Raw genomic sequence first — 13,603 nt, 5'->3', positions numbered from 1 at the left:
TTTCCTTAGTATCGCCGGTTTGCCGCATCCATCGCACTGACGCAGCGGTGCAAATCACGAGCTACGAAGGCAACCCTTGAACCCGAGTGATCTGACTGCCAGCCTGTACTTCACCGCTGCTGTTCGCGTGGCGGCGGATGCCTCATTGACTCGCCTTCTACCGCTGGATGCACTCCAGAGACAGCTCGCCCCTCACGAGCACTTCTCTCATCGCATCCTTCTATCGCTGCAAGCCTTGGGAATCATCGAGCCAGAACTTTCCTTGGCGCACGCCGATGATTGGCTGCTGTCTCGAGATTGGATGAAGTACGGTTTCGACAGTGTGGCGTGGCGCATCCGCTCGGCACCCGGTGATTGTCGACGTCGACACGACATCGCTAACGAAATATGGAGTGAAGTCGACTTCGATGATGATGAGTCGCTATCCGCCCTTCTTGCGCTTTGGGAGGATCTGGCGCTCGCCGAGGTGGCTCAGTACGCAAGCTGGTTGCTGTCAAAATCCGGTTACAACCCCGAATGGACTTACTGCGCCATCGACTCGCTTCGACACTCGCTGGTAATGTTCAGCGTCAATCAGGTGATGTACCTGATCTATCTCTCGGTTCGATCGGTTGCCACGACCCATCAACAGGGTGGCGTGGAATCGGCACGACTAGGCTTGGTGTTTGCCAGCTCGATCGCCAGCTTCTCGGGGCGCGCGAAGGCTGAGCGCTGGAATGTCCGCGGCATGACGCGCCCAGCGGAACTTGCCATGAGCACCATCTCGTTGATTTTCGCGCATGAGGTGACGCGCCTCGACGATGAATACCTCACGAAGAGTCCCTCGCTAGAGCTGCTTCGCAGCTCGATGATGCAGCATCGAACCATTCATTGACTGCAGATGGTGCGGACGACTGCGCATAAGGTTGACGCGCAAGCGAATTGCAAGCAAAGGCTGAACACTTAGCTCCAGATTCCTGCGCCTACAAAACCATCTTTGATAAGGTGAAGCTACATTTCGACACCATCAAGGGGAAGCATGCCAAGGTCTCCAAGCAACCATGATAGTTCCGATTTCTACAATGATCGGGAGGTCCGTTAGATCCGCACAGTGATCACGATCGGTTACCCTCTCATTCCTTTTGCTTTGGCCAGCAACGGCTGGACAGTGGATTCACGTCCTCGCTCCGCCTCTTTCAACAAATGAAGCAACTGGTCATCGGATGACACCAGCAAGGAGAGCGCAAGATCCCTCTGGGCAATGATCTCAGCCTGTCGAGCATGCAAGTCGCCTCGTTTTTTCCGCTGCGCTATCGCCAGTTGCCGGCGAGACTGGGGTTTATCTCCACCGTGCTCCGCCACCCACATCTGAATATCGTGCACAAGGGCGGGATAGCGAGCCTTCTTCAAGGCCGTAGTATCTTTGCCTGCCTCCTTCGCCACGTTGTTTTGCGTGACGGGCGCGCCCAAGGGCATTCGCTGGGGCTTCCCGCGTTTTAGTCGATCAAACGCGGCACGAAAATTTTGCTCAGCACTGTGCTCAGGACTGTAGGACACGAATAAAAGTCTCCACGGAGGTCAATTGCAACTCCAACGATGCCCGATCAGGACTATCGGAAGGGGAGGCTTCAAGATGCCCCTTGATCATCTGCCTTACATCGCACACGTGAGGTAGCTTCGCCTTGTCACCCAACGCTCGATCGCACTTCCCACAATGAATTAGGTTAAGCACGCCACCCCATTCACATGGCTCCGGGCTCAGGCACAGACCCAAGAGCGTCGGCTTCGCAGCCAGCTCGCCGGTCGCCACTAATTTTTGGATTCGTCCAATGTCGCGTTTTCCAAGGGGCTCGTCACCCGCAGCGGAATGAAGGCGCTTCAGGAGATTTATCTTATGCGCCTCACCGAGCGGCGAGACATATCGATCATCCGCAAGAAGTGTGATTTGCCGACGAAGCATTTCGTAAGCAGTTCGCAGGAAATCCTCGGCATACTTCCGATTTAAGGCGACCCGGGTGAACCCTCTTCCATAGTAAAGGGACTGCGCCCGGCGCATGTGTTTGAGCTGATACTGCAGCGTAGGCTCACTGATCAGGTTAGACGCACACATATTTACTGCCGTGGTACGTCGTAACTGGTGATCGTGGAAATGCCATAGCATTCCCATTGCATATCGCATGGGATCAAGCGTCGGCGTCACCAAGCGAGCCAACCGGATATCGTCGGCCGTGATCATTAGTTCGCGCTTGTCGAAAAGCACGGGACATACACTTTCCCAATCTCCATATCCGTAGTACTTGACGGATGCGCGTCCTGCTCCGTTGACCTTTCCAGAGGAGCACCACGGCTCCCTGGGCCGACTGAGCAACCATGGGTCCGCGACTTCGTCCTCGGGCAGATTGACGTAAGGGTTACTCCGAGCACATTCCAAACGCAGGGTCGCCACGGTTGTCATCACATCTACGGCCAACTTTGCCGACGGCGAGGTGACCCACAACGCCTGGTCATCCTTCACTGTTTTGCTGGTCTCACCTCGCAACAGATAAAGGTCACCATAGGTCGGGTCTCGCTCGACTTCAAAGCAACGGGATCGAAAATCAGCTCCCTCATTGGCGCGTACCCCAGATAAATTCAGCAGATATTTATGGCCCGCAAGGACGGCGGCCCGAAAATAACCGGAAAGCACGTGAAGCCGGCCGTATGCCGCCCAGGAAACATCCGCATCGGCAGGATCCAAGGCCCATCGTTCTAGCAGTCCCCTCACACCGAATCGATCAGCCACCTCCCAGAAGGTACCGTGGTATCGACACCCCTTATGTTGGTCAGCCTCTCGGTTGAAGGGACTTCGAGTCAGTAGCGGCTCCGAATAAAGGGCTTCGGCGGACCCCATATTGTCAAGACAAGCCTCATGCACATACCGGAAGAACGCGACGATCGCATCCCGATGCGCCCAGAAGTCCTCCAAAAATATGCGTAGCCGCTGCATCTGATAGAGCCAGATACGCGGCGGAATATAGGGCGTCTGCTGCTCCTGATGTTCTGGCAATCCGGCCTCAAAGTGAGCCAAGCCTCGTTCATCGAGGATCGTGAATCCAAGCACATCGCGTACCGTCCACAGTTCGCGCAACATCGTCAGGACTTCGTTGGCCGTGGAGGGCGCGACAGTGTTCGCCAACTGATCAAGCACCCGGGGAAAGCGATAAAGATCGGATGCGTCTATCTGGTGTTTTGCACACAGTAAAAAAACTGGCTTAAGCCGTGCGGCATAACCCACGACGGTCCGTGCGTTAAGCCGCTGACGGTGCCCCCATAAGAACCAACACATGGTTTGCTGGAAAAGACGCCGATTGACTGAATCGATGTCGACATGAACCTCCTGTCCTCTGTCTACCTTAAGCCGGCCCGAGGCGAAATTGATGCGCACGGACTCGGAACTGCGACCGTAGACAGCAAAATTCCAGACGGAATCACTCACCCGGCAGACGACCCGACCATCAGCATCGACCGCCACCGGCCAATCATCCGGTGGTGGCCACGCAGGGATCCGATAGTGCGGGCTTTTCGGGGATACGGTGGGATGTCGGATATTGAGACCATACTCCGAGCCCAACTGGTGGGCCTTCATACCGTCAACTCCGCCATCGCAATCCATCCGGCCCAGCGCTTGTGATGGCGCCCTTCCGACATCCGAAGGGCGACTTCTTCCACCCAGACTGCACGCTCTGAAGTGCTATGCGCGTAATACTCAAGTTTTTCGGCAATCCGCTCCATGACCCGGTGGGCGGGATGCTTGTCAGGCGTAGCCATCCACAAACCATCGCGCGCCATCTCAAGACTTTTCAAGTGACGCAACGAGGCAAGAGACCAGACATGATCTAGCGTGTCCAGGTCACGCTGGTGCGCACAAAACAGACAACCATCGGGTGCCCGACAATCGGGCTTAGGCGCCTCTTCGGGCGACTCCGGAAGCATCATGGGTGTAGCCACGACACACACGCCAGGCCCTGGCGAGGCAATGGCAGGATCGGTTTCGTGCCAAAAACGCGTCGTCTCCGCGACAGCACGTTGGTGATGAGGTCGCTCGTACTCATCGTGCAGCACTTCCACACTGTGCCCGTGCATTTCAGCAGTCAGCGCAGGATCACCCGTACGCCGAAGCATCCAGTTGATACGCGTCTGCCGCAAGGACTGGGGCCGGACCAGCTTAACCTGTGCGGCCGCCAAGCGCATTTCGATTTCCTTGAAGGTTCGCTTGCCATGACTGGCCGGCTCACCCTTTTTGTTGATGTAGGGAAAGAGCAGGTCGCTATCGGTATCAGCGAACACCACAGCACGCCACTTGAGATAGAGATCGAAGTGTTCCCGATACTCGCTGTAGATATGAAATTCGACCTCCCCCAGTCGGCGGTTCTTGTAGCGCCTCACACCGTAGCCATCGCGCAAGCTCTCGTACCGAAAGTCGCCCATTTGCATTTTCCAGGCCTGTGTCAAATTCATGCCGGTCTGCGCAATGAAGATCAGCAATTCGGCATCCAAGCGGGCATTGATCGCTGGAGAACGTTGGCGATTGCTTACATCGCTCTCCCATCGCCGCCGTTCCTCGACAAATCGAGCGCTGACTCGAAGGCGACCCGACACCTTGCCCTGAAGAAGCTCATCCACTGATCGTCGCCGGTATCCGCACCATTCCTCGTAGGTTTGACCGCTACGGAACGTCAGCAGGATCGGAAGTCGTCCTCGAATAACCGTTTCTGGGAGGGCCAGGCAGATGTCGAGCAACGCATGCCCCATCGCAAACGTGTTTTCAAGGTTCTGCTTATCCGACGTTCGGTAAATGGCCTTCTTTCGCCCCTTTCGCTCAAGTCGCGCGGCGCGAAAAAGGCTCGAGTCTGTCCTACCAATGGCGAGTGCGAGCGGAGCTCCCGCCGTAACCCCAATGCGATACTGACTGGATGCTTTCAGGTCGTGGGTCGCCACACGCTGTGCGCACCATTCCATCCACTCGATGTAAAGGTTGGCTGCGGTGGCGATCGTCGGCTCTTCCGGCCCAGCTTCGTCCACGTAGCGAAAATAGGCCCGCAGGGCCGTCATGACGTTTTCCAACGTCCTCTTAGAATGCCCCTTGGCAACACCGGCCGCCACCTGATCGTGCAAGGAGACCACCAGTGGCAACCGCTCCGAGATGGGAGAACCGAACTCACCTGCATCGATCGCTGCCCGGACGGCATCTTTGCGCCATGCTGATGCCCCTCGATAGAGAAACATGCGCATATCCCAAGGCTCCTCCCCCTGGTTGAGCGGCACCTCGGCAAACGTCAACTCCGGAATCGATGGCTTAGACACGCTCGTGCTTTTCGGTAGGACGCTTCATGCAACCGAGAAACACCTTCGTGAATTCATTGGCTACTTCGGCTTTGATTGGTTGCTTCTTGAGATAGTGCACGTAGGCCTCTGTCGTACGTCGACTCGAGTGGAACAACATCTCACCGACCACCGCCACCGGATCAATCCCCTCGATCTGGAGAGCCAGGCGCATGACCTCGCAAGCAAACGTCGCACGGGTCATGTGGAAGTGAAAGTGGGCCAGGTTCGCACCTGCTGCACGGGCTATCGATCTAAGCTTATGCATTTCCACATTGACAGCCGAACTCTTGTTCGCCTGCCGCTTGACATACGGGTTCCCAAAGCGCGTCAAGAAAAGCAGCGACTTGTCATCTCTCTGCGCGAGGGCTTGCCGTTCACGGCGTCGGAGTGACGCCGCGTATTGCGTGAGATCCTCGATCAATTTACCTGGGACCGTGATGTGCCCATAAGTTCCACCCTTGGTGTGCACGGGTGGCCGAGCGTTCGGCCCGATGGAAATCAGCCGGGCGTCGGGTACGCAGGGTTCTGGGATAGCGTGAAGAATGGTATTGACCTTGAGGTCGCAGATCGATCCGAGGCGCATCCCCGTGTAAAAACCAAGCCGGAGCATCAACGCAAGTTCCAAACTGCCATGCGCATCGACGAGTGTGAGAATCGCATCCCTCTCTTCAGGGCTCACCGGCATCACGCCATTTTCGAGTCCTGCGGAATTCCTTTTTCGATTCGGTATGGCCAAATCTGTGGTGGTCACGACGACTGTGCGCTCGAAATAATCCGTGCTGTCGAGCTTTATGACGACGTTACGCTCGTGCCACATCGGCCACTGTGGGGTAATCAAACGTTCGGCGTAGACCCAACGATAAAACCGCACCACTGCACGCATCCGAGCCGATGCTGTCGAAGGAGCTAAGTTGCCAGCCTCACGTTGCTTGATGAGGAACCCTCGGAAACGAACCAGGCAGCGGTCCTTTTCCTTGGCAGGGAAGTCCCACCAATGAATGGGCGGATCCGTCGATTCCAACCATTGCGCGTAAGCGTGCAAGGCCTTGGCGTTAGAGCGAACCGTCTCGATGTTCTGTCGATAAGCACGGCTGAGCAGCCACAGGTTGGCTTCGCGCCATGGCTCGCCACTTTCCCAGCAAAGCTGGGGCAAGCCCTCCATGGCCCCGCTTTTTAGAGGGACCCAAGAGAGCTTGCCATCGACGACTTCCGGGGAATGCGGCGTGAAGGTAATGAGTTCACATCGCGCCATGACAAACACGCCGGTACGCAATGGACGTGACAGCTTTGAGGGAAACGACGGCTGCTACGATCTGTCCTTGCACTTTCATAGCAACGATGCAGCCGGTGGGATGCAAGCCTTTGCCATTCCGCTTGGTCTAACCGCTTGCCCCACACGACATTCAACGCTCACAGATCTAGCCCAATGTCATAGCCACAGTGTCCATACACTAACACCTAATCGTTACATGTCCATACTGTAGACCTAATCGGTACCGCCGGACAGGCACACCATCACCTTGTCGCCGTCCTCGATCATGCCGAAGTCGCCCACCGCCTGGCCCACCTGGCGGCGCAGGCGCCGGGCCAGCTTGCCGCCGTGGGCGGCGGGTGGACGGAAGGTGGGCAACGGGGCGGACATGTCGGGCGATCGGCAACGGGAGCCTGCCATTGTAGCGGCCCGGCCGCCGCCGGGCCGCATCCATGGGCAAGGCGGGAAGCCGCGCGGCCAATCGGCGCGGCAAATCGGCGTTACACTTGGGAAATCGCCGCCCAGCCTCATCACCATCATGCAGGTCCAGGATCACGCAGAAATCGTCCACTTGCTCGCCGAGCTGCGGATGGAGCATCGCGACCTCGACGCCGCGATCGACCAGCTCGCCTCGGCGATCGGCCGCGACGAATTGCAGCTGACCCGGCTGAAGAAACGCAAGCTGCTGCTGAAGGACCACATCGCCCGGCTCGAGAGCAAGCTGATCCCCGATCTCGACGCCTGACCGCCCACTGGAATCCCCGATGACCCCGTTCGCCCCGATCCGCCTGCATGACGAATACGTCGTGCTGGAACCGCTGAGCCTGGACCACGTGCCGGCGCTGGAAGCGGCCGCCGCCGACGGCGAGCTGTGGAACCTGCAGGTCACCAGCGTCCCGGCGCCGGGGCAGACCGGTGACTACGTGGCCAGGGCGCTGCAAGGCCAGGCCGAGGGCCACATGCTGCCGTTCGCGATCCGCGAGTCCGGCAGCGGCGAGATCGTCGGCAGCACCCGCTACTACGAAATCGACACCGCGGTTCCACGGCTCGCCATCGGCTATACGTGGTACGCGAAGCGCTGGCAGAAGACCCATCTCAACACCGCCTGCAAGCGGCTGCTGCTGGAGCACGCGTTCGAGGCCCTGGACTGCGTGGCGGTGGCCTTCCACACCGACGAACTGAACGAGGATTCGCAGCGCGCGATCGAGCGTCTTGGCGCGCAGCGCGAGGGCGTCCTGCGCGCCCACCGGCGTCGCGTGGACGGCAGCCTGCGCAACACCGTGTGTTTCAGCATCCTCGCCGGGGAATGGCCGAACGTGTCGAACTGGCTGGAGATGCGGCTGAGCCGGCTGGCGGCATCGTAGGAGCGCACCCGTGCGCGATGGCTCTTCGTCACGTCACGAAAAGCGTTCGCGCACGGGATACGCTCCTACATCAGCCGGTTGAGCAGGTGATCGAGCTGGCTGCGGTCGAGCCGCTTCAGCAGCTTGCGCACCTCGGGCGGATACTGCCGCGGGCTCTCCAGCGCCTGGTAGTCGACCAGTCGCGTGGCGTGCCGGCGCAAGGCCGCCCACTCCGCTTCGTGTTGTGCCTGCAGCAGGCGTGACGGGTCGCGCAGGACCAGTGCGTTTTCCAGATCCAGTGACCACGCCCGCGGATTGAGGTTGTTGCCGGTCAGCACGGCCACGTCGTCGTCGATCAGCAGGCCCTTCAGGTGATAGCTGTTGTCGCGGTCGCGCCACAGGTGCAGGTTGAGCTGGCCGCTGTCGATCTGGCGGCGGTGCGCGCGGGCGAAGCGGCGCAGGTTGTTTTCGTACAGGTAGGGCAACAGCCCGATGGTCTTGAACGGCTCGCCAGGCGGGATGTAGAAATCGTTGGCGGTCTTGTCGCCGACCATGATGTCGATCGTGCAGCCACGACGCAGCAACTGGCCCAGCAGCGCGCGCACCGGCCGCGGCAAGTTGAAGTACGGCGTCAGCACGATCAGCCGCTGGCGCGTGCCGCGCAGCAACTCCAGCAGCACCTCGTTAAGCGTGTTGTCGCTGCGGCCGAAGCCCGGCAGGGGCGTCACCGCCACCGTGCCGTCGGCCAGGCTGGCCTGCGGCACGTCGTAGCTCGCCCGCTGCAATGCCTGGCGGAATTCGCGGATCGCCGGCTGCAGCGACTTCGTCGAGGGCACGTCCGCCACGTTCAGGCGCCGCACCGCATCGCTGCCGATGAAATACTTCTGCACGAAACCGGCCATCGCGTCGGCCAGGCCCGCGTGTTGCAGCAGGTGATAGCGGTCGAGCCGGTAGCGCTCATGCCGCGCCAGATAGACGTCATTGAGGCTGGCGCCGCTGTACAGCACCGCGTCGTCGATCACGAAGCCTTTCAGGTGCAGCACGCCGAACAGTTCGCGGTTCTGCACCGGCACGCCGTAGATCTCCACGCCCGGCCCCAGCCGCGCCGCGTATTCGCGGTACATGCCCGCGTTGCCCGCGCTTTTCTGCTTGCCGATCAGGCCGCGCTGGGCGCGATGCCAGTCCACGAACACGGTTATCCGCAGGCCCGGCGCGCGCGCCTTCGCCGCGTACAGCGCATCGAGCACTTCACGGCCGGCATCGTCGTCCTGCAGGTACAGGGCCACGATCACGATGCGCCGGGTGGCCTGGCCGATGAGCCGCAGCAAGGCCTGCCGGAATGCCGACGGATCAGGCAGGGTGGCGATCGCGCTGGCGGGCACCGCGAAGAACGGCATCGCCTGCGTCGAGGCGCCCGGCTTGCGCCTGCGGGAAAACGGCAGGATGCGCCGCGCGATGCGGCCGGGAGCGGAGATCAGCTTGTTCATGGCCACAACGATGGACGACAACGCCCATCATCGCAAACCGCGGCGGGTGCGCCTATACCGCGGCGCGGCTTCCACGCCGCCGACGGCACTTGCCGCGGGCGACGCCCGGGCGCATAACCTCACCCGCGGCGTGGCAGGGGCATCGAGGCCCGGGGGAGAACAAGCCATGAATCAGAACAGGGAAGCACAGCCCTCGCCTGGCGAGCCGGCTCCGACGGAAAGGCAGTTGTTCGACACGCGGCGCGACCGCGCCGGGGTGGAGCCGCAGGCGCCACACGCCGGCCTGGCCCTGTCCGGTGGCGGCGTGCGCAGCGCCACCTTCTGCCTGGGCCTGTTGCGGGCGCTGGCACGCAACGGCGTGCTGCACCGTTTCGACTACCTGTCGACGGTCTCCGGTGGCGGCTACATCGGCGCCGCGTTTGGACGTCTGTTCAATGCCGCCACCACGCCGCAACAGGTCGAGCAGGGCCTGGCCAACGACCGTTCGCTGCTGTTGTGGTGGTTGCGCAGCAACGGTCGCTACCTGACGCCCGCCGGCGCGGGCGATCTGCTGCAGGCCGCCACCGGGCAGCTGCGCGGCTTCGTGGCCACCCAGTTCGAGATCGCCGTGCTGCTGGCCCTGCTGGCATCGGCGGTGGTGTTGCCGCACCTGCTCTGCTATCCGGTCTACGCGCAACACCTGCCATGGCTGACGTTGAACCTGTGGTGGCTGGGCCTGGTTCCGCTGGGCTGGTTGTCGGCGGCCTGCGCCTTCGCCTACTGGTGGGCGCGCGATCCGGAAGACGGCTCGCTGGCGGGGGACCTGACCATCGTCGTGGTCACCGCCGCGCTCGGCGGCTATCTGCTGTGGCTGGCCCAGCCGCTGGACAGCAGCCACGGCCCGGGCCTGCTGCAGGTGGCCGGCGTGATCCTGCTGGCGATCCCGCTGGCATGGCTGTGGACCCGGCTGCGCGGCAACCATCCGGCCCAGGATCGGGTGCACTACACGATCAGCCTCACCTTCCTGCTGAAGTGCCTGCTGCTGTTCCTGCTGCTCGGCGTCGCCGACCTGCTCGGCTGGTTCCTTGCCTGGTTGCTGGAATCGGGCGCGCTGCACGGTCCGGCGTTGAACGGCGCGGGCCTGATCGCGCTGCTGGTGGCGGTGGCGCGGTTCGCCCTGCCGGCGCTGCAGCCGCACAACGACAAGCCCAGCCTGGCGCGTTTGCCATTGGCCCTGATCGCCAACCTGTGCGGCCTGCTGCTGCTCGGCCTGCTGTTGTTGTTCTGGCTCAGCGCGCTGCAATACCTGCTGTTCTTCATGGGCACCACGTCCGCCGCAGCGGCCTGGCTGCGCTGGCTGGCGGTGGTGGTGCCATGTCTTGCCTACGCGGGCCTGACCGGACGCAACCTGCAGGCGATCAACCGCTCGTCGCTGCACGCGTTCTATCGCTCGCGCATCGCGCGCACCTACATCGCGGTGGGCAACCAGCCGGTGGCCGCCGCGGGCCCGACGCGCTTCCCCATCTCGCCGCTGCTGTCGAAGGACTCCGCCACCGCGCAGGCGGTGGTCAAGGTGACCGAACTGCTCGACCACGACGATGTGGCCCTGCCCGACTACACGCCGCACCTGCACGGTGGCCCGATCCACCTGATCAACTGTTGCATCAACCAGACCGTCGACGATCGCACCGAGGCATTCAACGCCGATCGCAAGGGTATCTGCCTCACCGTCGGTCCGTTCGGCGTGGAAACCGGAACCCGGCCCGCACAAACGCTGCCCGCGGGCGCCAGCGAACCGCTGCAAGGCACCACGCTGGCCGAATGGATCGCCATCTCCGGTGCCGCCGCCGGTTCCGGCATGGGTTCGATGACCCGCCCCGGGGTGGCCGTGCTGACCTTCCTCAGTGGCCTGCGGCTCGGCTACTGGTGGCGCAACCGGCTCGGCAAGCCGTCGCTGTCATGGTCGTGGCTCGGCAAGTCGCGGGCGGCCCTGCAGGAAATGCTGGCGCGCTTCCCCGGCCTGCAGGGTCCGGTGTGGTACCTGTCCGACGGCGGGCATTTCGACAACACCGGCGTCTATGCCCTGCTCAAGCGCGAGCTGAAGCTGATCGTGCTGGCCGATTGCGGCGCCGATCCGAACTACCTGTTCGCCGACGTCGAGAACCTGATCCGCAAGGCGCGCATCGACTACGCCGCCATCATCGAATTCATCGACCCGGCCAGCCTCGCGCCGGGCACCGTCGAGCCCGCACTGCTGGCCCGGCTCGGCACGCCGGACAGCGTGATGCCGGGGCCGGGCACGCAAAGCCTGCTGCTGGCGCGCATCCGCTACCACAGCGGCAACACCGGCGCCCTGCTGGTGGTGAAGCCGCGCCAGCCGGCGGATTCGCCGCTCGACATCGTCGGCTACGCCAACCGCGACATGCGCTTCCCGCAACAGGGCACGGAAGACCAGTTCTTCGACGAGGCGCAGTGGGAAAGTTATTGCCAGCTGGGCGAACTGCTGGGCCGGCCGCTCGATCGCGCCACCCTCGATGCGATCCCCGTGCTGGCCCTGGAAGGCGTCGCCGCCAGCATCGGCCCGCTCGCCCCGGACGTGCAGAAGAGCGCGATGTCGCTGCGCCAGCGGGTCACCGCCACGGTCGGCGCCTCGCTCGGGCTGAGCGCGATCGCCGGCCTGGCGCTGGCCGGCTGGCAGGCGTGGGACGCCCATCTGAAACAGGGCATCGAGCAGCAGAAACTGGTCACCGAGGCCGCCCGCGACCTGGGCAAGGCGATCGGCGACGACGCCGCCTTCGATGTCGGCATGGATGCCTCGGTGCAGTTGTTCCGCGCCCAAGCCGGAGCGCCGCCGTACCCGGATTCGATCCGCCTGATGGTGGACGGCCTCGTCGATTCGCTGCAGGCGAAATGCACCAAACTGCCACCGGGCCAGCTTGCGCTCGCCTGCAACAACGACCTGACCATCCTCGGCGGCGCACCCTCGCTGACCCGCTGGGAACGCGCCATGGTCGGCTACCGTGACTGGCCACCGGTGGTGGCGCTCGATCCCGATGCACCCGTCGTGGCGGGCGCGAACACGTCTTCGAACGCCGCAGCCCCGACATCCATCACCGTCGACATGCCGTCCGAAAGCCCCCCGCTGGCATCGGCACCGGAACCCGCGAGGGAGGTTCCCCCGCCGCCGCCACCGCCGCCGCCCGAAACGGCAGCACCGCCACCGGTCCGGGAGGCACGCCCGACTCCCGCCACCGCCACGGTCACTCACCCGTCACGGGCGAACGCCGCCACCCTGGCCGACGCTGCACGCCGCGCCTGCACCCAGGGCATCTCGCGCCGCTTCGTGGTCTACACGCAGATCTACGACGAGGCCGAGCGCGCCTCCGCCGAAACCCTGTTGCCCCAGCTGCGCGACCTGGGCGTGGCCACGCCCGGCATCGAGAACGTCACCGCCAGCGCCGCCAGCCACGGCCGCACCCTGCCGTTCCAGTGGCATGTACCCACCGTGCTCTACAGCGATGCCGGCACCCAATGCGCGTCGGCGATCAGCGCATGGATGGGCGCCACCCGCCCGTTCGCCTCGCCCCGCGCGCCCCAGGCCGTGCCGTTCCCGCTATCCATCCGCGGCGAACCGAACGTGATCGAACTGTGGATTCCCGGAACGGCGAAGCCGTGAGCGCCCGGTGCGACCGCTCATCGCGCGCGTGCGCCGACCCCGCGACTCAGTGCTGGATCGGGAAGGTCTGAGCGTTGCCGGGTGCCGAGGTCGGCGCGGCATGGCCTGATGCCGGGGTGGCGGTCGGCACGCGCGCGCCGCACTGATACGCGCCCCATGGCTGCGATCCCGCGTCGGGTTCGGCCAGCGGCTTGATCGTGTCGGCATTCATCTTGGCGGCCTCGTTGCGGGCCAGCACTTCCAGTTCGTCGCGCACCTTGATGTCGTTGCGGTCGACCGGGCCGACGTGATCCATCACCGAGACGGTGACCTTGCCCAGGTCGCGACAGGCAGAGACGTCGCCGCTCCAGGCGGTGCGCACGTTCTTCGCCGCCGGGTCCATGGTGATGCCCCAGTTGCAGGCGCTCAACAGCAACACGGGGACGAGCAACAGCAGGGTCTTGCGCATGGAGGGCTCCGCAGCAGTGACTTGGAATAGGAAAGAGGCCGGAACTTGCGATCCGGCCTCCATCGTAACGCGGTG

General features: G+C 62.8%; 10 protein-coding genes and 1 pseudogene. 4 read left to right on the top strand and 7 right to left on the bottom strand.

Annotated features, from left to right (window positions below; genetic code table 11):
* Positions 1 to 76: 76 nt before the first annotated feature.
* Positions 77 to 874 (top strand): hypothetical protein, encoded by a 798-nt coding sequence (locus AC3A56_RS13140; protein WP_157599202.1) that lies wholly within the window; start codon positions 77 to 79, stop codon positions 872 to 874.
* A gap of 230 nt (positions 875 to 1,104) precedes the next feature.
* On the opposite strand, the gene AC3A56_RS13135 is transcribed toward AC3A56_RS13140, so the two are convergent.
* The 5 genes and pseudogenes from AC3A56_RS13135 to AC3A56_RS13115 form a co-directional block, all read right to left on the bottom strand.
* Positions 1,105 to 1,536 (bottom strand): hypothetical protein, encoded by a 432-nt coding sequence (locus tag AC3A56_RS13135; RefSeq protein ID WP_157599201.1) that lies wholly within the window; start codon positions 1,534 to 1,536, stop codon positions 1,105 to 1,107.
* Positions 1,520 to 3,490, bottom strand: a complete 1,971-nt coding sequence (locus AC3A56_RS13130; RefSeq protein WP_157599200.1) for a hypothetical protein — start codon at positions 3,488 to 3,490, stop codon at positions 1,520 to 1,522. Before AC3A56_RS13130 ends, AC3A56_RS13135 begins: the two co-directional genes overlap by 17 nt.
* 110 nt (positions 3,491 to 3,600) lie before the next feature.
* Complete coding sequence (locus AC3A56_RS13125; protein ID WP_157599199.1) at positions 3,601 to 5,322, bottom strand: site-specific integrase; 1,722 nt, start codon at positions 5,320 to 5,322, stop codon at positions 3,601 to 3,603.
* Positions 5,315 to 6,595 (bottom strand): tyrosine-type recombinase/integrase, encoded by a 1,281-nt coding sequence (locus AC3A56_RS13120; RefSeq protein ID WP_082585262.1) that lies wholly within the window; start codon positions 6,593 to 6,595, stop codon positions 5,315 to 5,317. The genes AC3A56_RS13125 and AC3A56_RS13120 overlap by 8 nt, the downstream gene beginning before the upstream one ends.
* A gap of 237 nt (positions 6,596 to 6,832) precedes the next feature.
* A pseudogene (locus AC3A56_RS13115) lies at positions 6,833 to 6,985 on the bottom strand (tRNA 2-thiocytidine(32) synthetase TtcA); the annotation flags it as partial.
* 148 nt (positions 6,986 to 7,133) lie between these two features.
* On the opposite strand from AC3A56_RS13115, the gene AC3A56_RS13110 reads away from it, so the two are divergent.
* Both AC3A56_RS13110 and AC3A56_RS13105 read left to right on the top strand, forming a co-directional pair.
* A complete protein-coding gene (locus AC3A56_RS13110; RefSeq protein ID WP_007804203.1) occupies positions 7,134 to 7,340 on the top strand; it encodes a YdcH family protein in 207 nt (68 codons plus the stop codon).
* Between the two features lie 19 nt (positions 7,341 to 7,359).
* The gene (locus AC3A56_RS13105) at positions 7,360 to 7,959 is read left to right on the top strand and encodes a GNAT family N-acetyltransferase (RefSeq protein WP_487770627.1); all 600 of its coding nucleotides are present in this window, start codon (positions 7,360 to 7,362) and stop codon (positions 7,957 to 7,959) included.
* A gap of 65 nt (positions 7,960 to 8,024) precedes the next feature.
* Here AC3A56_RS13105 and pssA read toward each other — a convergent pair whose 3' ends face one another.
* Positions 8,025 to 9,425 carry a CDP-diacylglycerol--serine O-phosphatidyltransferase gene (gene pssA, locus AC3A56_RS13100; RefSeq protein WP_487770626.1) on the bottom strand — a complete coding sequence of 467 codons (1,401 nt, stop codon included), beginning with the start codon at positions 9,423 to 9,425 and terminating at the stop codon, positions 8,025 to 8,027.
* 166 nt (positions 9,426 to 9,591) lie between these two features.
* Between pssA and AC3A56_RS13095 the strand changes: the two genes are divergently transcribed.
* Complete coding sequence (locus tag AC3A56_RS13095; protein WP_487770625.1) at positions 9,592 to 13,080, top strand: patatin-like phospholipase family protein; 3,489 nt, start codon at positions 9,592 to 9,594, stop codon at positions 13,078 to 13,080.
* A 46-nt stretch (positions 13,081 to 13,126) separates the two neighbouring features.
* On the opposite strand, the gene AC3A56_RS13090 is transcribed toward AC3A56_RS13095, so the two are convergent.
* Positions 13,127 to 13,528, bottom strand: coding sequence for a DUF4156 domain-containing protein (locus AC3A56_RS13090; RefSeq protein WP_204110337.1), 402 nt, complete (start codon positions 13,526 to 13,528; stop codon positions 13,127 to 13,129).
* Between the last annotated feature and the right edge of the window lie 75 nt (positions 13,529 to 13,603).

The sequence above is a fragment of the Rhodanobacter sp. Soil_C_14 genome (assembly GCF_057657335.1).
Note: the sequence above shows the minus strand (reverse complement) of the source record. Positions and strands in the feature narration are given on the sequence as shown.